The sequence below is a fragment of the Streptomyces sp. NPDC005263 genome (assembly GCF_042872365.1).
Classification (GTDB): Bacteria; Actinomycetota; Actinomycetes; order Streptomycetales; family Streptomycetaceae; genus Streptomyces.
The window spans coordinates 842,736-862,832 of record NZ_JBIAKJ010000001.1 but is presented as its reverse complement, the minus strand read 5'-3'; the positions used below and the strand labels follow the sequence as shown (position 1 = coordinate 862,832).

Here is a 20,097-nt window from a genome sequence, read left to right as displayed (position 1 = left end):
GGCCGCGCAGCAGGGAGCGGGCGGCCGCGGGCGCCCCGCCCGGCCGGTGGTGGTCACCGGCCTTGCGGGGCGCGGACGTCAGAGCGGTCACGAGGCGCCCTTGACCGTCTTGTCGTCGCCGACGGCGGCCTTCACATCGCTGTCGAAGCCGGCCGCGGCCTTGTCCACCGACGCCTGGCCGGTGGTCACCGACTCCATGGCCTTCTGGATCGCCGTCGAGACCTGGTTGTAGGCCGGCAGGCCGGGCCGGAAGTGGGTGTAGCGCACCAGGTCCGTGAAGAACTTGTTGGTCGGAACCGAGTTGACGTACGTCGGATCACTGGCCGCGTCCGTGCGGACGGCGATGCTGGCGTTCTGGGCGTTCCACTGCGCGTGGTTGGCCTTCGTCTCACAGGTGGTGAGGAACTTGAACGCCAGATCCGCGTTCTTGGCCTTCGCCGGTATCGACCAGGCCCAGCCGCCGGACATGCTGGTCTTGCCGGGGGCCTGGCCGTTCTGGGTGGGCATCGCGGCGGTGCCGATCGCCGACTGCCACTGGCTCCACGGCTTGGCGCTGCTGGTACCCCAGTTGTTGGGCATCCAGGAGCCGTCGATGTCGATCGCGAGCTTGCCCTCGGGGATCAGCTCGGTGCCGACGGTGGTACCGAAGTTGGCTCCGAGCGCCTGGTCCACCGGAGGGCCGAGCTTCTCGCTGTAGACGGTGTGCACGAACGCCAGCGAGTCCTTGAACGCCTTGCTGCCCACCACCCACTTCTTCTGGCTCGCGTCGTACAGCGACTTGTCGCCCGCCGGGGTGCCGTACAGCAGCATCTCGAAGCCCTGCATCGAGGACGCCTCGCCGCCCGCCGTGCCGGTGTAGAGGTTCATCGGGATGACGTCGGGCAGCTTCGCCTTGAGCTTCCTGGCGGTGCTGAGAACGTCGTCCCAGGTCTTCGGCTGCCAGGGCACGGCGATCCCGGCCTTGGTGAACAGCTGCTTGTTGTACCAGATCCCGCGGGTGTCGGTGCCGTCCGGGACGCCGTACGTCTTGCCGTCCGAGGCGCCGCGCACCGCGACCTTGGCGGCGGCGGCGAACTGCGACCAGTCGCTCCAGCCGGCCAGGTAGGAGTCGATGGGCTTGAGGTAGCCGCTCGCGATGTCGGAGTTGATCAGCGCGGTGTCCTCGTAGACGAGGTCGGGGGCGGTCGCGGGGGACCGCATCATGAGCTGGACCTTGGTGTAGTAGTCGTTCTCGGAGGCGGTGACCGGGACGAGGGTCACCTTGGTGCCCGGGTTGGCCTTGGTGAACTGCTTCACCATCGAGGCGAGGTGGTTGGCCTGGAGCTTGTTCTTGCTGTCCAGGTTCTGCCAGTAGACGACCTTGATCGACTTTGCGGTGCTCTCGGCGGAGCCGGAGCCGCAGCCCGAGGCGGTCAGAGCGGTGGCGGTGGTGAGGACTGCGGCAACGATGAGTCTCGAACGCACGGTGGTTCCTCCGGAACGCGAAACCTGAGGGGAAGACCTTGGGAAAGCCGCGACTGAGGCGCGGGCCGCGGGCAGTTCGAAGGAGGCGGCCCACGCGGTTCCACCCCGCGCGACCTGGCCCGGTGCACCCGGTTTGATGGCGTCAGCTAAATCCAATTGATTGATGAAGTCAACGCATCCGGCGTGTAAACTTTCGCCATGAATCGCCGTTCCGCGCATACCGGGCATAGGTAATGAGCCAGCCCAAAAGGCGCACTTCGGATCGCTTCCGTGTCCATCGCGGGGGAACGCACAGCATGAGGAGCGGTAGGTGACCGACAGGTGACGATGCTCGGCGGCACGAATCTGCCCCGGGTCGGGGGGTACAACCAGGCCGTCGTCCTGGACGCCATCCGGACCAGAGGGCCGGTGAGCCGTGTCGAACTGGCGCAGCTGACCGGCCTGACCAATCAGACCGTCTCGAACGTCGTCCGCAAACTGCTCGACGCCGGCCTGGTCACGGAGACCGGCTACGCGCCCTCCAGCGGCGGCAAACGCCGCACTCTGCTGGCCGCCCGCCCCGAGGGGGCCTACGCGCTCGGTGTCCATCTCGACCCCGACGCGGCCGTCATCGTCCTGGTCGACCTGGCGGGCGAGGCGATCACCAGCCGCCGGCTCAGGCTCACCGTCCCGAGCGAGCCGGCCGACGTCGTGCGACGGCTGGCCCGGGCGGCCCTCCGGCTCGTCGAGCGCTCAGCCGTGGACCCCGCCCGACTGCTCGGCCTGGGTATCGCCGCTCCCGGACCGATCGACGGCTCCACCGGTACGGTGATCTCCCCGCCGAACCTGCCCGGTTGGGACCGCGTCCCGCTGCTGGAGATGTTCGCCGAGGCCACCGGCATGCCCGTGGCCCTGGACAACGACGCGACCGCCGCCGCCATAGGCGAACGCTGGATCGGCGGCGAGTCCAGGGCGGGCAGCTTTCTGTTCCTCTACCTGGGCACCGGCATCGGCGCCGGCATCGTCCTCAACAACACCGTCCTGCACGGCGATTCGGGCAACGCCGCCGAGTTCGGCCACATGGCCGTCGAACCGGGGGACCGCGTCTGCGCCTGCGGCGGCATCAGCTGCCTCGGCCCCTACTGCAGCCCGGCCGCGATCATCGACGACTTGGTGCGGCGCCACGGGCGGGCCGCCGCCGACCGCATCGGCCTGGCCGTCGACCCCCCGTCCCTGCACGGCGACTGGAAGCTGCTGCGCCGGGCCGCCCGCACCGGCGACCCGGCCGCCTGCGATGTCGTACGCCACGCCGCCCGCCGCATCGGACAGGCCGCCCGGGGTGCCGTCAGCCTGCTCGACGTCAGTCGCGTCGTCCTCGGGGGCGAGGGGCTGCGCGGCATCGAACACATCGTGCGGGAGGAGGTCGACACGGCCGTCAACAGCACCTCCGTCGCCCGCGCCATCCGCCCCATAACCGTGGAGCAGAGCGTGATGGGTGACACCGTGGGCGCGGTCGGTGCCGCGTCCCTCGTGCTGCACGGCAACTACACACCCGGCTGGCGCATGCTCACCGAGGCCTCCGGCTGACCGCGGGGGAGTCTCGGGAACTCACCGCCGCGGGTACATCCATGGCCGGGCCCGCCACCGTCACACCTCCCGGTGGTCGATGCCGAGCAGGCTCGCGGCGGCGCGGAAGTCGGCGGTGTGGTGGCCGATGGCGAGGGACCAGTGGTGGCCGACGCCCGTGGCGCTCCACGCGTCGACCCACTCGCCCGGATCACGGCCGAAGTCGACGCGGCTGGTGGTGTTGCCGATCTCCAGCAGGGGTCCCGGTACGACGGTGCCCTCGGACGTGATGAAGGAGAGGCTGCCGTCGGCGTCCTGGCCGAGGCCGACCAGGGTGACCGGCCCGTGCTGGACGTCGAACTCCACGCTGACGCCCCAGCCGCGCTTGCCGTGGTAGACACCCAGCCCCCGTAGCAGCGGGTCACGGGCGCTGACGGCGAGGTGGGCGGGCCCGTCATGGCCCATCTCCACGACGCCGTCCTCGAAGTCCAGGGCCTGGATCTCGGTGAAGGAGCCCCCGGCGCCGATGCTCTGCGTGGCCAACTGGGCGACACTGGTGCGCAGTTCGTACTCGCCCGCCGCGGGCACACCCCGGGCGGTGAGCAGCGAGGCGCCCAGGATCATGCCGGCGCCGAGCCGCTCGTGGAGTTCGCCGTCGAGACCGCGGTGGTAGTACGCGAGCGTGTCGAGGCCGAAGTCCGCGACGAGACGGTCCAGGGCCACCGACACGGTCGCCCCCCACGCGAAGTCCTCGTCCGCCACGCTGTCGTCGACGGTGAAGATCCGCCGGGCCAGAGCCATGCGGTCCCGGGTCTCCTCCTCGGTCACCTTCTCCACCCGGTGCCGCAGGTCGTCGAACTCCAGCACCTCGACATGCGAGCCGAACGTCGCCGGAAGCAACGTCAGATCGGTCGACACGTCGAGCATGCCGGGATACAGATGCCCCATCAGACCGTGCCGTCCGTGCCGCAGCGCGGCCCGGACGTGCGCGGCCCGGATCCACTGCTCGATGCGCCGCCAGGCCGACTCCTGGCGCAGCCAGCCCGAGACCGACCGGAAGGGGATGCCGGCGCGGCGGAAGACGTTGCCGACCTCGGGCACGGGGCACTGACCGCAGTACGCCAGCCAGGCGCCCGTGTCGAAGGAGGCGTGGTCCATCCGTTCGGACGGCTGGAGGTCGATGACCAGGACGGGAGTGTGCGAGCGCTTTGCGATCGGCAGCACCATCGACGAGGTCAGATAGGTCGTCAGGAACAGCACGATCAGGTCGCAGTCCGCCCGGCGGAGTTCCTCGGCGGCGCGAGCCCCTTCCTCGGCGTCGGAGATGAAGCCGACGTCGGTCACCTCCGCGTCCAGTCGCCGCAACCGCTCGGTGACGTACCGGGCCGACTCCCGCAACTGCGGCAGCAGCCCCGGGAACTGTGGCCAGTAGGTGCCGAGCCCTCCGGCGACCAATCCGACCCGGGTACGGCGGCGGGGGACCGGGGGGAGCAACTCGCTCAGGGCGGCGGCGCGGTCCGCGGCCACGGTGGTGGGTTCGGTCGTTGCCATGTCGGTGCTCCTTCACAGGTCCGGTTCGGCATTCAGGCCCGGGTCGCTCCCAGACCCGCCGGGGCGGGGGAGGCGTCAGCGGAACGCCGGATGAGGACACGGACGATGTAGACCCCGGCGAACCCCGACGCCGCCATGCAGAGGGTGATCGACCAGAGCAGCAGGGACGCGCTGTACTCCATGAGGGCGGGCGTGACGAACGCGACGCCCGCGAAGACCCCTCGCGACAGGGCGTACGTCAGGCCCTGGGTGGTGCCGCGGGTCTCCGGGGGCAGGGTGAGTTGCGACCACACCTTGTAACTGGCTTCCCCCGCGAAGGGGTTGGAGATCTGGTAGAGCACGAAGAACACGAGCATGCCGGCGAGGGCGCCCGCCGTGAGGGAGGCGATGCAGAAGGCGACGACCTGCACGACCGTGAAGACGTAGAACAGCCGGTCGCGCCAGGGGGTGTCGGCGAGCCGTACGAAGACGAAGGTCAGCACCAGTGCGATCGGGAGGAAGGCCAGGTTGATCCCGGTGGCCAGGCTCTGCGAGGCGCCGCTGACGGTGACCAGCAGATAGGTGCCGAACTGGCCGAAGGTGTTGGCGCCGATGCCCCAGGTGACGTAGTAGAGGAAGGTCGCGGCCATCGGCAGCAGCGCGGCGCGGTTCCACACGTTCTTGAGCGCGGTTCCGCGGGGCACGTCCGGAGCGGCGTCCTCGGCCTGCGTCGCGTCCGTCGACGGCTCGTCGGCCAGCTCCAGACGGGCGCGGAGCTGCCAGGTGAGCAGGGCGGCGACGGCCAGATGGCCGGTGATGATCCGCGCCCCGGTCATGCCCGTGTCGGACAGGACGTAGCCGAGGAAGATCACGACGATGATGCCCAGCATCCACAGGACCTGGGTGAAGGAGACGAGCCGGGCCCGGCCGTCGGCGGGAGCGGCGTCCGAGACCACGGCCAGGGACGTCGGCAGATCGGCTCCTGCCGCCAGCCCCGCCACGAGCACGCCGACCAGGAGCACGATGTCGTTCGGCGCCAGCGTGATGACGGCCGCGCCCAGCGCGAAGCAGAGGATGTCCAGGTTGTAGACACGGCGGCGCCCGAACAGGTCGGCCAGCCGTCCGCCGACCAGGGAGCCGACGGCGATGCAGCCGGTGACGATCGCACTGATCGCGCCGGCCATCCACACGCCCATGTCGTAATGGTCCCGGTAGATGGCCAGGTTGACGGAAATGCTGACGATGAGAGCGGCGTCGAGGTACGAGGCCATGCCTGAGAGGGCCGCGACCTTCCACAGGCGTTTGGGGATGGGCTGTTCGGGGTGATGGGGGGCAGTCGAAGTTCTGGCCATGATGCGACTCCGTCGTCGTCCGGGGATCGGCCTTGGTGATCTTCGATCGACGAGACCCGGCGGAAGAACACGCGGAAGAGCGGCGGAGGGGGACGTCGCGGCTCTGGGCCGGGCAGGTCGCAGTGACTATAGGGTTCAAAAAACGTTACAACAAGCCCCCGCGCCCACATCTGCCACGACACGGCGCGGATCCTTCTCGCAGTCCCGTGTCTGGTGAGAACGCCGCAGGTCGCCTACGGTAGAAGCGATGTAAAACGTTTTCAGATCCCTGAGGTTGCCCGGGCCCGCACTCGGAAGGACCGCATTCGTGATCTCTCCTGAACTGCGACAGCTCTTCGACGACCCGCCCCGGGGCTTCGGCCCCACTCCGCTGTGGTGGTGGTCGGGCGCGAAGGTCACCAGGGAGCGTCTCGCATGGCAGCTGCGCAGGTTCGCGGACGGTGGTGTCCACAACCTCGTGGTGATCAACCTGGCGCCCGCGGGGCCGACCTTCGGCGCCCGCACGGACGATCCGGTGTGGTTCGGCGAGGAGTGGTGGGCCCGCTTCACCGACGCCTGCCGGATCGCCCAGGATCTCGGCACCCGCCTGTGGTTCTACGACCAGATCGGGTTCTCCGGCGCCAACCTCCAGGGCGCCGTCACCCGTCGGCACCCGGGCGCCGCCGGCCAGGCACTGCGCTCGCGCACGACGTCCGTCCGCGGGGGCACGGTCGGGCTGCGCGGCGCCGAAAGTCCCGTCGCGGCGTACGACCTGACGGGGCGTCGCCTGCCCATGGCCGTGGACGCCGATCCCGGTACCGTCCGGGTCGAGGCCGGGGACGGGACACCGGTGCGGTTGGTCGTCGCCGTCCCCACCGCGTTCGACTATCTGGACCCGCACGCCGTCAGCCTGCTGCTGGACGCCGTCCACCACGAGTTCGACCGGCGCGTCCCTCAGTACCTGGGCGATGTCGTCGCGGGCAGCTTCCAGGACGAGCTGCCCGGCACCAACTCCTGGAGCCGCCGGTTCCCCGAGGAGTTCCGCGCCCGGCGCGGTTACGACCTGTTCGACCATCTGCCGGCCCTGTTCACCCCGGCGACCACCGATGCGGCGAAGGTCCCCGGCGCGACGGGCGCCGACCCCTGCGGCGTGCGCGCCGACTACTACGCGGTCCGCGCCGAACTCACCGAAGAGGTCCTGTTCAGGCCGCTCGCCGCCTGGCACGAAGAACGCGGCATGCTGATCGGGGCCGACCAGAGCAACCCGGCGCGAGCGGGTTTCCCGGCCCAGTCCACACAGATCTACACGGACTACTTCCGCACCCATCGCTGGTACGGCGCCGCGGGCAGCGACCACCACGGAGACGCCAAGGTCCACTCCTCCATGGCCCACCTGCACGGTCACGAGCGGGTCTGGATCGAGGCGTTCCACTCCTCCGGCTGGGGCGGCACCCTGGAGGACACCTACGACTGGCTGCTGCCGTTCCTGCGCAGTGGCGCCAACCTGTACAACCCGCACGCCAGTTACTTCGGCACCGCGGGCGGCTGGTTCGAGTGGGCGCCGCCGTCCACCGACTGGCGGCAGCCCTACTGGCGGCAGTACCCGGCGTTCTCCCGGGCCGTGGCCCGGATCTGCTCGATCATGTCCTGGGGCACCTACAGCGCCGACGTCGCGGTCCTGCACCCCACCGCCACCATGCAGTCCCTCATCCCGCTGGACGTGCCCGTCCAGCACTTCGGCGACGGCCGTCTCGGCGACGCTCATGCCCACGTCGACGAGACCCAGCGGCACTACCTGGACCTGTGCGGCACCAACAACTGGCTGCGACCCCGGATCGGCGAACTGGACCGGCGGGGCGTCTCCTTCGATGTCATCGACGACGCCTCGGTGCGGTGTGCCAAGTCCGCCGACGGCGCCCTGCGCGTCCGGGACCAGGCGTACACCACGGTGCTGCTGCCCTCGGCGAGCGTCCTGGAGGAGGAGACGGCGCGTCGGTTGACGGAGCTGCTCGACGCCGGCGGCCGGGTGGTGGTCGTGGGCCGGCCGCCCGCGACCGCGGCCGGGACGGGCGGTGACGACGCCGTCGTGATGGCGCTGCGTGACCACCCGCGGTTGGAGCGCGCCGAGGACGCGGCAGCGGGCGCGGCGGCGCTGGCCGCCTCCGCCGGATACGCGGTGGGTGATGTACCGCTGCTCGTGCGGCGGCAGGGCGACGCGGCCGTCGCCCTGGTGACGGGGGCCTTCCCGGACGCGCGCACCGATCCGGCGAACAACCATCACGAGGTCGACCCGGCGCGCTACGCCCGCAGTTCGTCCGTCACCGTACGTGCCGCGGTGGCGGAGGCCGAGATCTGGAATCCGGCCACCGGCGCCCGAAGCCCGGCGCGCGTCACCCTCTCCGACGGCCTGTCGACCATCGAGGTGCCGCTGGAGGGCGCCCCCGCCGCTCTCGTCGTATGGCGCGAAGGCACCCCCACGGGCGAGACGGCCACGCCGGACCCCGAACTCGCGGCGACGATCGACGTCTCGACCGGTTGGGAGGGCCGTCTGGTCCCCACCATGGACAACACCTGGGGCGACCTGGCGTTGCCCGCGGGCACGTCCGTCGACGAGCCGCAGATCTGGACCATGCGGTGGACCGAGAACGACGGGCCCGACGCGCCCGGGGAGCAGGCGCGGGCGACCTACGGCAACCGGGTGTGTGTGCTGCCTCCGGTGCCCTCGGCCCAGGCCCCCGATCCGTTGGACGCCACCCAGGTCGAGCGGGTCCTGGCCAAGGCGGCGCCCCTGGCGCCCCCGGACGGCGGCTGGCGTGTCTCGCTGTACTCGACGAGTCGGGGGATGCCGGATCAGGACGGTCTGCTCGGCAACAAGGGGATGGTGGCCGAGGAGTTCGTGCGCGTCCCCGTGCCCGGGAGCGGAACGGTCGCACGGGTCCGGTCGATCGTGGTGACCGACCACCGGGGACAAGCCGATCTGCACATCGGCGCGGCGGCGGCCAAACGGGTCTGGTGGAACGGCGAGCGACTGGACACCGGCTCGGGTTTCCTCGCCTTGGCCCCGGTGCGGGTCACCCGGTCCCACAATGTGCTCGAGTACGAACTGGGGGACGCCGAGGACCGGCCGCGGCTCATCTCGGGTGCCGCCGGCACACCCCTCGGCAGCTACTTCTGCCTCTGCCGCCCAGGCGGGTTCACGCAGCGCCCCCGGTTCATGTGCCTGCCCGACGACGTACGACCTGACGGCGGCGTGACCTACCGCGGCCGGCTGCGCGTTGCCTCCGGTGGCGCGGCGGTGCTGGTCGTGGGTGCCGCGGTGGGCGTCACGGTCCTGCTCGACGGCTCGGTGGTGGCCCGGCAGGAGAAGGTGGAGTACTACGAGTCCGACTGGGGCGCGGTGCCGATGTTCTTCCGCCACCGGCTCACCCTCGGGGCGGGCGAGCACGTCCTCGACGTGGTGGCCGACTCCGTCCACGCGCGAGAAGCGGTCTTCGTCGACTGTGTGGCGGGCGCCGGGCCCTTGGCGACCGCTCTGGTCAGCGGCGCCGGATGGGAGGCCCGGACCGGCGGGTGGCGCGGACACACGGTGGAACACGACGGTCGGTGGGGGGAGTTGCAGCACTGCCACGCCGCGGTACGGCCGCACCCGCTGCCGGACACCGAGTGGCTCACCGGCGCACCGGAGCTCGGCAGCGCCGTCCTGCCGCTGCGGTCCACCGACGACGTCCGCGAACACGCGCAGCGCTTCCGTTTCACGGTGCCCGCGGGCACCGTGTCGATGGACCTGCCGCTGGAGCTTCCCGCCCGGGTACGGGTGGGGAGCGGCGCGGAGCAGACGCTCGACGGGCAGACGCTGGTACTTGGGGAGCCGCTGTCCGAGCCCACGGAGGTCGAGGCGGTCACCGTCCCCACGGCGGTGCTGCGGGGTGGCTCCGCCTGGCGCGGGCCGGTGCGGGTGCGTACCGTGCCGGCGCCACTGCCGCTGGGGGACTGGCGCACGCTGGGCCTGGGCGGCTGGAGCGGCGGTGTGACCTACTCGCGGACCCTGGCGGTGCCGGCCGGGCCGGACCCGGAGCTGGACCTCGGGCGGGTGCGCGGCAGCGTCTCGGTCCTGGTCGACGGCGAACCCGTGGGGGAGGCGTTCTGCGCGCCGTACCGCTTCGAACTCCGCGGTGCCGCCGGGCGCAGGGTCCGCGTCGAGGTGACCGTCCACAACACCCTGGGCCCGTATCTCGCCGAAGCCACGCCGACCGCCTGGGCCTTCCCGTCCCAGCTCGGGTCGGGACTGCTGGGGCCCGTGACGCTGCGGATCCCCGGGGCCGCCCGACGGTGAGGGGACTCAGGTGCCGGAAGGCGGCCGGGTCGAATCCCGGACGATGAGGTCGGGCGCGAACACCCGTGTCCCGTGGGCGTGTTCCGCGCGGGCCTCCACCTCGTCGAGCAGCATCTCGACGGCCGCCCTGCCGAGTTCCTCGACCGGCTGCCGCACCGTCGTCAGGGTCGTCCCCACGAAGCTCGCGAGGTCCAGGTCGCCGTAGCCGACCACCTGCACCTCCTCCGGAATCCGGACGCCCCGCTCACCCAGCCCACGGCACAGTCCCGCGGCGAGGAAGTCGTTGGTGCAGAAGACCCCGTCGGGCAGCTCGTCGAGGCGGTGCGCGATCTTTTGGCCGTAGGCCACCGTCATCTCCTCGGCGACGACCTGGCCCAGCTTCGCCGTACGCCGGCTGCGTACGGCCTGCCGGGCACCCTGGTAGCGGTCGGCGCACTGCCGGATCCCGCGCTCCCCGTTCACCACGAGGATGTCGCGCGCACCGCGCTCCAGGAGATGCGCCACGGCGATACGGCCTCCGGCGATGTCGTCGACGCAGACGGAGCAGCCGTCCTGGGCCGGCAGCGCACGGTCCGCCAGCACCAGCGGGATCCCTCGCTCGCGCAGCCGCGTCAGCCGGGTGGGATCGGCGCTGAGCGGAACCACCACGGCCCCGACGGCCCGCTGCTCGATCAGCATGGTGAAGTAGCCCTGCTCCCGCTCGGGCGCGTCCCCGCTGTCGCAGAGCACGAGGCTGTAGCCGTGCTCGTACGCCGCGTCCGCGGCGCCGCGTGCGATGCGGGAGTAGAACGAGTTGGCCACGTCGGGCAGCACCAGCCCGATCGAGGAGGAGTGCCCGGTCCGCAGTCCGGCGGCTCCCGGATGGGGGACGTAGTCGAGCGCGGCGACCACGTCCCGGACCCGTTCGGCGGTGCGGGCGTTGACGCGTTCGGGCCGGTTGAGGACGTTCGACACCGTGGACACCGAGACCCCCGCGGCGGCGGCGACGTCCTGGATTCGGGCGGGGCGAAGCGGAACGGCGTCCACCCCCCTTGCTGCGGCAGCCGTGCGACCAGGCACGACGCGGTCCTCATGGGCGCCGTCAGTCTACCCCGACCATCTGTAAATCGTTTTTCGGGAGGTGGTGGTCGCCGCGGGGTGAACGGATCAGGCCTTCGCTCGGCGGCGTGGCCCGAGCCGCTTCAGGAGAGGCCAGGCCAGCAGCACAACGATCACCGCGTACACGGTCACCGCGAAGGGCGTGTCGACCAGCCCCGACACGCTGCCGTCGCTGATCTGCAGGGCCCGCCGCAGCTGTTGTTCGGCGTTCGGGCCGAGGATGACACCGATGACGGCGGGCAGAATCGGCAGCCCGTAGCGCCGCATCCCGAAGCCGATCAGGCCGATGACCAGAAGGATCACCAGGTCGACGACCTCACCGCCGACCGCGTACGCGCCGACCGCCGCGAAGAACATGATCCCGGCGTACAGGTACGGTCGCGGGATCCGCAGCAGCTTGGCCCACACCGGAGCCAGCGGCAGGTTCAGCGCGAGCAGCAGCACCATGCCGACGAAGAGCGACGCGATCAGACCCCACACCAGGTCCGGTTCGCGTTCGAACAGGAGCGGGCCCGGCTGGATGCCGTACTGCTGGAAGGCGGCCAGCATGACCGCCGCGACCGCCGTGGTGGGCAGCCCGAGGGTCAGCATCGACACCAGCGTGCCCGCGGCCGAGGCCGACGCCGCCGACTCCGGTCCGGCCACGCCCTCGATCGCGCCCTTGCGGCCCCAGTCGTCCGGGTGCTTCGACAGGCGTTTCTCCGTGACGTACGACAGGAAGGTGGGGATCTCGGCGCCGCCCGCCGGGATCGCGCCGAACGGGAAACCGATGAACGGGCCCCGCAGCCACGACTTCCAGGTCCGCCGCACATCGTCCCGGCCGAGCCACGGGCGGCCCACCGGGATCGGCTCGGCGGGCAGACGCCGCAGATGGGCGGCGACCCACAGGGCCTCGCCGATCGCGAAGAGGCCGACCGCGACGATCACCACGTCGATGCCGTCCGCGAGTTGGAGGGACCCGAAGGTCAGACGTTGCTGGCCGGTCATCTGGTCCAGGCCCACCAGGCCCAGGGTGAGACCGATGAGCAGGGACGCGAGACCGCGGATGCGGGACGAACCCAGCACGGACGTCACCGCGATGAACGCCAGCACCATGATGGCGAAGTAGTCCGGCGCGCCGATGTCCACCGCCAGGTCGGCGACCGTCGGGGCGAGCGCGACCAGCAGGAGGGTCCCGATCAGACCGCCCGCGAAGTGGCCGACGGCGGCGGCCGCGAGCGCCTGCGCGCCACGCCCCGACTTGGCCATCGGGTTGCCCTCCATGGCCGCGACCACGGCGGCACTCTCACCGGGGGTGTTGAGCAGGATCGAGGTGGTCGAGCCGCCGAACATCGCCCCGTAGTAGATGCCCGCGAACATGATGAACGCGCCGGTCGGGTCGAGTCCGTACGTCACCGGCAGCAGGAGCGCGACCGCCATCGCGGGCCCGATGCCCGGCAGCACGCCGATGGCGGTGCCCAGCAGCACCCCGACAGCCGCCCACAGCAGGTTGATCGGGGTCAGCGCCGTACCGAAGCCGTCCATCAGGGAGTTGAGGGTGTTCATCTCACAGCACTCCCATCAGCGGGCCGCCGGGCAGCGGCACTCCCAGCAGGTTGTTGAAGACGGCGTAGGTGGCGAGGGACAGGGCGGCCGCGATGAGCGGGTCCCGGTCGAGGCGGCGGCTGCCGAGAGCGAAGGCCGCTCCCCAGAAGAGCAGCGCCCCCGCGACCGGAAAGCCGACGGGTTCGATGAGGACGGCCGCGCCGAGGAACACACCGGTCAGCAGCAGCACCGTGCGCCAGTCGGCGGGTTCGGACAGGTCGATGTCCTCGCCGCTCTCGGCCTGGCCGCGGCCCCCGCGCAGCACGTCGACGGCGAGCAGGGCGGCGATGACGAGCAGCCCGGCACCGACGACGACCGGCACCGTCTTCGGCCCGACGGGCCCGCGCTGGGTGATGTCGACGTCCATGGTGAGCGCGTCCGTCAGGACCAGCACACCGAGCGCCAACAGCAGTACGCAGACGCCGAGTTCGGAGTGCTCACGCAGCCAGGACCGGCGTTGCGCCGGTTCGGCCTGGTGGATGTCGGTCTGCGTCGTCACAGCCCCAGCTCCTTCAGCACCGAAACCACGCGCTTGTCCTGGGCGTCCAGGAAGTCGCCGAACTTCTCGCCGGTCAGGAAGGCGTCGTCCCAGCCGTTGTTCTTCAGGGACGTGCGCCACTCGGGGGAGTCGTGCAACGTCTCCACCAGGCGTACGAGTTTGTCGCGCTCGGCGCCGGACAGGCCGGGCGGGGCCACGATGCCGCGCCAGTTGGTGAAGTCGACGTCGTAGCCGGACTCCTTGAGGGTGGGCGCGTCGTCGAGTTCGTCGACCCGTTCGGGGCCGGTGACCGCGAGCACCCGCAGCTCGCCCGCCTTGATCTGGTCGAGGTACTCGCCGACGCCGGACACCCCGAAGGCGACCTTGTCGCCGAGGATCGAGGCGAGCAGCTCACCGCCGCCGTCGAAGGGGATGTAGTTGACGTTCTTCGGCGTGATGTCGGCGGCCTTCGCCATCAGCATCGGCGCGAGATGGTCCGGCCCGCCGGGCGAGGAACCGCCGCCCACCGGGAGCTTGCCGGGGCTGGCCCGCCACGCGTCGATCAGCTCGTCGATGGTCCGGTACGGGGAGTCCTTCGCGACCACGACGACGTCCTGCTCCTCGGTGAGCCGGGCGATCGGGGTGGTGTCGTCGAGCGTCCTGGGGGCGTGGTTGGAGCGGGCGGCGCCCACCACACCGAGACCCATCGACATGGCGAGCTTGCCGTTGCCGTGCTCGCTCACCAGTCGGCTGAGGCCCACGGTGCCGCCGGCGCCGGGCAGGTTGAACACCTCGATGTTGTGCGTGAGCCCGGCGTCCTCGGCGTTCTTCGCGGCCGTGCGGGCCGTGATGTCGTAGCCGCCGCCGGGCGTGTTGGGGACCATGAGGCGCAGGCCCGGGATCTGGGTGCCCGTCGTGGCGTCGCTGCCGCTGGTGAGCAGCGGAGGCCCGACGAGCACGAGCACGGCGGCTCCGAGCAGGGCGAGGGGGGTGCGCAGGCGCACGAGTGCCACCACCTGTCGGTACGTCGGTGAGGAACGGGGGGAGCCCTGTGGGGAGGGTGACGTGGGCCACATGCTGCCCGTACGCCGAGGGCCTGTCTCTGTTCCGGAACCAACGGAGCTTGTGGTCTTTTCGGTCACGACCTCAGACGGGTGGATACAGCGCCGATCCCTTGATCCTTCACCGGTCCCTTTCCCTGGCCGCAGGTGAGCGCCATGATGGGCGCGCCGGCCCAAGAACGGCCGCCCGTCGTACCGGCACGAGAGATTGAGTCCGTCGTGGTCGCCTCCTTCCGTCGCCAGACCCTCGCGGGGGAGATGCTGGTCCTCCAGCTCGCCATCGTCGTGGTGGTGCTGCTGGCGGTCGCGGGCGTCTCGCTGGCCCAGTCGGAGGCGACGTTCAACCGCGTCGAGGGCCGCCGGGTCGGCGCGCTGGCCGAGCAACTCGCCGCCACCCCTCTCGTCCGCAGCCAGCTGGTGGGGCCCGCCCCGCAGGAGGCCCTGGCTCCGCTGGTGAACTCCACGCAGACACAGTCCCAGGTCACCTCGGTGACGGTGGCGGACGCAGCCGGCCGGATCGTCAGCTCCACGAACCCCACCGCGATCGGCGACCGGCTGCCGCTGGGCGAAGGCGCCGCAGCGGGCCGGGGCTGGTCCGGCCCGCTGACCCTGGACCACAGCCGTGAGCTCGTCGCGCAGGTGCCGGTGCTCGGCGCGACCAGGGAGAACCTCGGGCAGCACCTGGGCACCGTGATGATCGGCGAAGCCGACCCGACGGTGTGGCAGCGCCTCAGCGGAGCGTCCTCGTACCTGCTCGCCTACCTCGGCATCGCCAGCGGCCTCGGCCTGGCCGGCTCATGGCTGCTGGCCCGGCGCGTCAAACGGCAGACCCTCGGCCTGGAGCCGCGCGAGATCGCCGGACTCGCCGAGCATCGTGAGGCGATGCTGTACGGACTCGCCGAGGGCGTGATCGCCCTGGACCCGCAGCACCGGCTCACCCTGGTCAACGACATGGGCCGGCGTCTGCTCGACCTGCCCGACGACTGCGAGGGTCACAGCCTGGCCGAACTCGGCGTCGAAGGAAGGCTGCGGGACGTCCTGGTGGGTGACCGGGAGGGCGCGAGAGGCCGCCGTGACGAGGTCGTCGTCCGGCACGGCCGGGTGCTGGTGATGAACCGGATGACGGTCACCAAGGACGGCCGCCCGCTCGGCTCGGTCACCACGCTGCGGGACCGTACCGAACTCGCCCGGCTGGAGCGGGAGATCGGTTCCTTCCGCAGCTCCTCAGAACTGCTGCGCGCCCAGGCCCACGAGTTCGCCAACCAGCTGCACACCATCTCGGGTCTGATCCAGATCGGCGAACAGGACGAAGTCGTGTGCTACATCCGCGCGTTGAACCAGCGCCGGCAGTCCCTGGACGTCACCCTCAGCCGCCGGGTCCGGGACACCGCGGTCGCCGCCCTCCTCATGGCGAAGTCGTCCCTGGCCGCCGAACGGAAGGTCAGCCTGCGGATCTCGGACAGCACCGCACTCGACCGACTCGCCCCGAAGGACGCCGCCGACGTGGCGACGGTGGTGGGAAACCTCGTCGACAACGCGGTGGACGCCGCGTCCGCCGCCGCCGTGCGCGAACCCGACGACCGCGAGGCCTGGGTCGAGGTGGAACTGCGCCAGGACGCCTCCAGTGTGGAGATCGTGGTCCGCGACTCCGGGCCGGGTGTCGCCCCGGAACTCGCCCGGGAGGTGTTCTCGCACGGCTTCACCACCAAGGCCGCCCAGGAGGGCGAGCGCGGCATCGGTCTGGCGCTCACCCGTCTGGTCTGCGAGCGTCACGGGGGTGAGATCTCGGTGACCAACACCCCGGACGGGGCCATGTTCACCGCACGCATGACCGTCGACCACCTCACCGACGCGGTGACGGAAGGAGCGAGGGGATGAACGGCGCGCCCGGTGGGTCCGACACGACGGCCACGACTGCCACGTCCGGCGTGTCCGCGTCCGACCCGTCAGCCACGTCCGACACGATCGACGTGCTGGTGGTCGACGACGACTTCATGGTGGCCAGGGTCCACCGCACCTTCGTGGAACGCGTCGAGCCGTTCCGCGTCGTGGGTGTCGCCCACACCGGCGAACAGGCCGCCCGGGCCGTCGACGAACTCCGCCCCGACCTCGTCCTGCTCGACCTGTACCTGCCGGACATCTTCGGCCTGGACCTCATTCCCCGGCTGCGCGCCGCCGGGCACGACGGCGACGTCATGGTCATCAGCGCCGCCCGGGAAGCCGACACCGTCCGCGGCGCCGTCCGCAACGGCGTCGTCGACTACCTCCTCAAGCCGTTCGAGTTCGAGGAACTGCGCGCCCGGCTGGAGCGCTACGCCCAGCAGCGCGGCCGACTGCTCGCCGCCGTCGTGCGGGGCCAGGCCGACGTGGACCGGGTACTGGCCGGCGCGAGCGGGCCGGCGTCCACGGGCACGCTGCCCAAAGGCATGAGCGTGGAGACCGCCGAGCTGGTCGAACGCGCGCTGCGCGGCACCGAGGGCACCCTGTCCGCCGCCGAGTGCGCGACCTCGGTCGGTGTCTCCCGGGTCAGTGCCCGCCGCTACCTGGAGTACTTCCACACCATCGGCAGCGCCGAGGTGTCCCTGCGCTACGGGGTCACGGGGCGACCGGAACGCCGCTACCGGTTCCGCGGACAGCCCACGCGCCTGCGCCCCGCCCAGCCGTGACGTGCGGCCGAGTCCGCTGATCACCGGGGCCACGAGAGGGTGTGCCGACCGCTCCCCGGGGGCGTAGCGTCCTCGTAGGGGCGAATCGTCCCGGTGACGCTGGAGGTGCCTCGTGACGAGCGAGGGTGGTCCGGCCACCGGCACCGGTGAGCTGGATGCCGAGTTCGCGGAGACGGTGCGCCGGACCGGTGCGTCCGTCGGCGCGCTCTACCTGCTCGCCCCGGACCAGCAGTCGTTGTCCGTGGACCTGCTGTACGGGGCGCCCGCCGAGTTCGCGACACCGTGGGCGACCGTACCGATCGCCGCTCCGGCCCCGGTGGCGGTCGCGGTCCGGGAGGACCGGCTGGTCTGGGTGGGCAGCCAGGAGGAGATGAGCCACTCCTATCCGCGCACCGCGATGGTGCTGCCCTACCCGTTGGCGTTGGCCGCCGCGCCCGTCACCGGCGCCCGGCGATGGGGTGTGCTGCTGCTGATGTGGCCGGCCGCCAGACCGCCGTACATGACCGGACGGGAGCGGCAACACATCGTGTCCAGTTGCGGGCGCCTGGCCCGGCTGCTGGAGGAAGCCGTCGAGCACGGCAGGCCACCGGTCGCCGACGACGGGCCCCGCGTCGTCACCGGAGCAGGACGCCGCTCCGCGAGCCCCACCACGGCCGCCGCCGACTTCGTGGAGCGCCTGCCCGGCGGAAGCTGCGCCGTGGACCTGGAGGGCCGCTTCACCTACCTCAGCTCCGGTGCCTGCGACCTCCTCGGCAGCGACGCCGGCCGGCTGCTGGGGACCCTGCCGTGGCAGTCCCTGCGCTGGCTCGACGAACCCACCTACGAGGACCGCTACCGTGCCGCGGTGATCACCCGTGAGCCCGTCTCGTTCACGGCGTGCCGGCCGCCGGACCGCTGGCTGGAGTTCCACCTCTACCCGGACGCCAGCGGCATCAGCGTCCGTATCGTGCCCAGCGGTGCGCAGCCCCCGCCCGTACCGGCGGCCCGCCTGCCCAACCGCGCCGTGGCACCGGCCCGCGCGGGACAGCTCTACCAGCTCACCCACCTGGCCGCCGCGCTGACCGAGGTCGTCGGCGTCCAGGACGTCATCGCCCTGGTCGCCGAGCAGATCATGCCCGCCTTCGGCGCCCAGGGCCTGGTGATGTCCACCGCCGACGCCGGCCGGCTGCGGATCACCGGCTACCGCGGCTACACCCCGGACATCATCGAGCGTCTCGACGGCCTCGCCCTCGACACCGACTTCACACCGGCCGGTCGCGCCCTGGACACCGGCGCGCCCGCGTTCTTCCCCGACCCGGAGGAGATGCGCCGCCTCTACCCCGAGGCGGCCCAGACCAGCGACAAGCAGGCCTGGGCCTTCCTGCCACTGATCATCTCCGGCCGGCCCGTGGGCTGCTGCGTCCTGTCCTACGACGCCCCCCACGCGTTCCCGGCCGAGGAACGCGCCGTCCTGACCTCGCTCGCCGGGCTCATCGCCCAGGCCCTCGACCGCGCCCGTCTGTACGACACCAAACACGAGCTCGCGCACGGCCTCCAGCAGGCACTGCTTCCGCGCAACCTTCCCCAGGTCACCGGTTGGCGAGTCGCCGCCCGCTATCTGCCCGCCACCCGCGGCATGGACATCGGCGGGGACTTCTACGACCTGATCGAACTCGGCGACACCGCGGCGGCCGCCGTCATCGGCGACGTGCAGGGCCACAACGCGGCCGCCGCCGCGCTGATGGGTCAGGTCCGTACCGGTGTCCACGCCCACGCGACCCTCGGCACGTCTCCCGACCAGGTCCTCCGCGGAACCAACCGGCTCCTGACCGATCTCGGCCACGACCTGTTCACCAGCTGCCTCTACGCCCACCTCGACTTCACCCGCCGACGCGTGACCCTGGCCAGCGCCGGCCACCCGCCGCCGCTCCTGCGCCTGCCCGGCGGCGACACCAGGCCCCTCGACGTCCCGCCCGGCCCGCTCCTGGGAATCGACCCCGACGCGGAATTCCCCCTGACCGAGATCCCCCTCACCCCGGGGCTGATGCTCGCCCTCTACACCGACGGCCTCGTCGAGACACCGGACGCCGACCTCGACGACTCCATCGCCGACCTCGCACACCGGCTCGCCCGCGCCGACGACCGGGACCTGGATCTGCTCATCGACGGGCTGCTGGAACAGGCCCGTACGACCGAGCAGCGCAGGGACGACATCGCGCTCCTCCTGCTGCACCATGAGGCGGGCCGCGGAGAGCGGAGGTGAGGCGGCCGACGGCACACGGGGCGGGCCGAAGGACCCGTGGGGCGCACGCACCGCCTACGGCGCCGGTACTTCTTGGCAAGCAGCGCTCACCTCAGCCGCTCGTCAGCACCTGAACGGGGGCGTCGCGGCAGGTCTGGTCAGGAGGACGTCGGGGTGCCGCCGGCGTCGGCCGTGTCCCCGGTGGCGGTGTCCCCGGTGTCGGTGTGCTGGAAGGTCTGTGTGATCTGCCGCAGCCGCAGCCGCTCCAGGGTGTCCCGCTGCCGTTGGGCGCGTTCGAGCAGGTTGTCGAGCCGACCGCGATCGAGCCGGTGGTCGGTGTCGGCCAGTCGGCGCAGCGTGCGCCAGCCGGCGGCCTTCCCCTCCACGCCCAGACGCAGCAGCTCCAGCTCCACCATGGGGGCGAGCGGTGAGCGGCGCACGATCCGGCCGTTGGCCTTGAGCCGGCCCGCCCGCTCGGCCAGATGACCGGCGGCGATCTTGTGGCGGCGTACGGGGACGTCCAGCCCGCGCATGATCTCCAACAGGCCGGCCCGGTCCTCGGTGATCTCGTCGACGATCGGTCGCAGGGCGTCCGCGAGCGCCGGGTCCCGTTCGGACTCGGCCTTGGTCAGCATCCGCGCCCGGTCCACACCGATCACGGCTCCGGCGAGGTGATCATTGAGGTAGACACCGAGCAGATCGGTGTCGGTCTGGTTCGTGCTGTCGCTGTCGTCCATCGTGCCTCTCCCTTCGCGATCGGCGGCGCGCCGGTGACGCCCCACGGAC

Annotated in this window: 13 protein-coding genes; 5 read left to right on the top strand and 8 right to left on the bottom strand. The window is 71.5% G+C overall.

What is annotated here, in order from left to right:
• Positions 1-87: 87 nt before the first annotated feature.
• The gene (locus tag ACFYRY_RS03955) at positions 88-1,464 is read right to left on the bottom strand and encodes an extracellular solute-binding protein (protein WP_389139658.1); all 1,377 of its coding nucleotides are present in this window, start codon (positions 1,462-1,464) and stop codon (positions 88-90) included.
• A 327-nt stretch (positions 1,465-1,791) separates the two neighbouring features.
• On the opposite strand from ACFYRY_RS03955, the gene ACFYRY_RS03950 reads away from it, so the two are divergent.
• Positions 1,792-3,030 (top strand): ROK family protein, encoded by a 1,239-nt coding sequence (locus tag ACFYRY_RS03950; protein ID WP_389141062.1) that lies wholly within the window; start codon positions 1,792-1,794, stop codon positions 3,028-3,030.
• A gap of 60 nt (positions 3,031-3,090) precedes the next feature.
• Here the strand turns inward: ACFYRY_RS03950 and ACFYRY_RS03945 are convergent, their stop codons facing one another.
• Both ACFYRY_RS03945 and ACFYRY_RS03940 read right to left on the bottom strand, forming a co-directional pair.
• A complete protein-coding gene (locus ACFYRY_RS03945; RefSeq protein ID WP_389139657.1) occupies positions 3,091-4,560 on the bottom strand; it encodes an arabinose isomerase in 1,470 nt (489 codons plus the stop codon).
• 32 nt (positions 4,561-4,592) lie between these two features.
• Positions 4,593-5,891: an MFS transporter gene (locus tag ACFYRY_RS03940; RefSeq protein WP_389139655.1), complete on the bottom strand. Its 1,299-nt coding sequence runs from the start codon at positions 5,889-5,891 to the stop codon at positions 4,593-4,595.
• Positions 5,892-6,198: 307 nt separating this feature from the next.
• Here ACFYRY_RS03940 and ACFYRY_RS03935 point away from each other — a divergent pair, with 307 nt between their 5' ends.
• Complete coding sequence (locus ACFYRY_RS03935) at positions 6,199-10,203, top strand: hypothetical protein (RefSeq protein ID WP_389139653.1); 4,005 nt, start codon at positions 6,199-6,201, stop codon at positions 10,201-10,203.
• A gap of 6 nt (positions 10,204-10,209) precedes the next feature.
• On the opposite strand, the gene ACFYRY_RS03930 is transcribed toward ACFYRY_RS03935, so the two are convergent.
• The 4 genes from ACFYRY_RS03930 to ACFYRY_RS03915 form a co-directional block, all read right to left on the bottom strand.
• Positions 10,210-11,229, bottom strand: a complete 1,020-nt coding sequence (locus ACFYRY_RS03930; protein WP_389141060.1) for a LacI family DNA-binding transcriptional regulator — start codon at positions 11,227-11,229, stop codon at positions 10,210-10,212.
• A gap of 120 nt (positions 11,230-11,349) precedes the next feature.
• Positions 11,350-12,846: a tripartite tricarboxylate transporter permease gene (locus ACFYRY_RS03925; RefSeq protein ID WP_389139651.1), complete on the bottom strand. Its 1,497-nt coding sequence runs from the start codon at positions 12,844-12,846 to the stop codon at positions 11,350-11,352.
• Position 12,847: 1 nt separating this feature from the next.
• Positions 12,848-13,384, bottom strand: coding sequence for a tripartite tricarboxylate transporter TctB family protein (locus ACFYRY_RS03920; protein WP_389139649.1), 537 nt, complete (start codon positions 13,382-13,384; stop codon positions 12,848-12,850).
• The gene (locus tag ACFYRY_RS03915) at positions 13,381-14,367 is read right to left on the bottom strand and encodes a Bug family tripartite tricarboxylate transporter substrate binding protein (RefSeq protein WP_389141058.1); all 987 of its coding nucleotides are present in this window, start codon (positions 14,365-14,367) and stop codon (positions 13,381-13,383) included. Before ACFYRY_RS03915 ends, ACFYRY_RS03920 begins: the two co-directional genes overlap by 4 nt.
• A gap of 276 nt (positions 14,368-14,643) precedes the next feature.
• Between ACFYRY_RS03915 and ACFYRY_RS03910 the strand changes: the two genes are divergently transcribed.
• The 3 genes from ACFYRY_RS03910 to ACFYRY_RS03900 all read left to right on the top strand — a co-directional run bounded on the left by ACFYRY_RS03910 (position 14,644) and on the right by ACFYRY_RS03900 (position 19,332).
• The gene (locus ACFYRY_RS03910; protein ID WP_389141056.1) at positions 14,644-16,302 is read left to right on the top strand and encodes an ATP-binding protein; all 1,659 of its coding nucleotides are present in this window, start codon (positions 14,644-14,646) and stop codon (positions 16,300-16,302) included.
• A complete protein-coding gene (locus tag ACFYRY_RS03905) occupies positions 16,299-17,090 on the top strand; it encodes a response regulator (RefSeq protein ID WP_389139647.1) in 792 nt (263 codons plus the stop codon). The genes ACFYRY_RS03910 and ACFYRY_RS03905 overlap by 4 nt, the downstream gene beginning before the upstream one ends.
• A gap of 112 nt (positions 17,091-17,202) precedes the next feature.
• Positions 17,203-19,332, top strand: a complete 2,130-nt coding sequence (locus ACFYRY_RS03900; protein ID WP_389139645.1) for a SpoIIE family protein phosphatase — start codon at positions 17,203-17,205, stop codon at positions 19,330-19,332.
• A 137-nt stretch (positions 19,333-19,469) separates the two neighbouring features.
• Here ACFYRY_RS03900 and ACFYRY_RS03895 read toward each other — a convergent pair whose 3' ends face one another.
• Positions 19,470-20,048, bottom strand: a complete 579-nt coding sequence (locus ACFYRY_RS03895) for a hypothetical protein (RefSeq protein WP_389139643.1) — start codon at positions 20,046-20,048, stop codon at positions 19,470-19,472.
• Positions 20,049-20,097 lie beyond the last annotated feature (49 nt).

Bases quoted from the DNA above. Each gene is read 5' to 3' on its own strand.
- ACFYRY_RS03905 (WP_389139647.1), top strand. From the start codon at position 16,299: ATGAACGGCGCGCCCGGTGGGTCCGACACGACGGCCACGACTGCCACG.
- ACFYRY_RS03925 (WP_389139651.1), bottom strand. From the start codon at position 12,846: ATGAACACCCTCAACTCCCTGATGGACGGCTTCGGTACGGCGCTGACC.
- ACFYRY_RS03940 (WP_389139655.1), bottom strand. From the start codon at position 5,891: ATGGCCAGAACTTCGACTGCCCCCCATCACCCCGAACAGCCCATCCCC.
- ACFYRY_RS03945 (WP_389139657.1), bottom strand. From the start codon at position 4,560: ATGGCAACGACCGAACCCACCACCGTGGCCGCGGACCGCGCCGCCGCC.
- ACFYRY_RS03895 (WP_389139643.1), bottom strand. From the start codon at position 20,048: ATGGACGACAGCGACAGCACGAACCAGACCGACACCGATCTGCTCGGT.
- ACFYRY_RS03950 (WP_389141062.1), top strand. From the start codon at position 1,792: ATGCTCGGCGGCACGAATCTGCCCCGGGTCGGGGGGTACAACCAGGCC.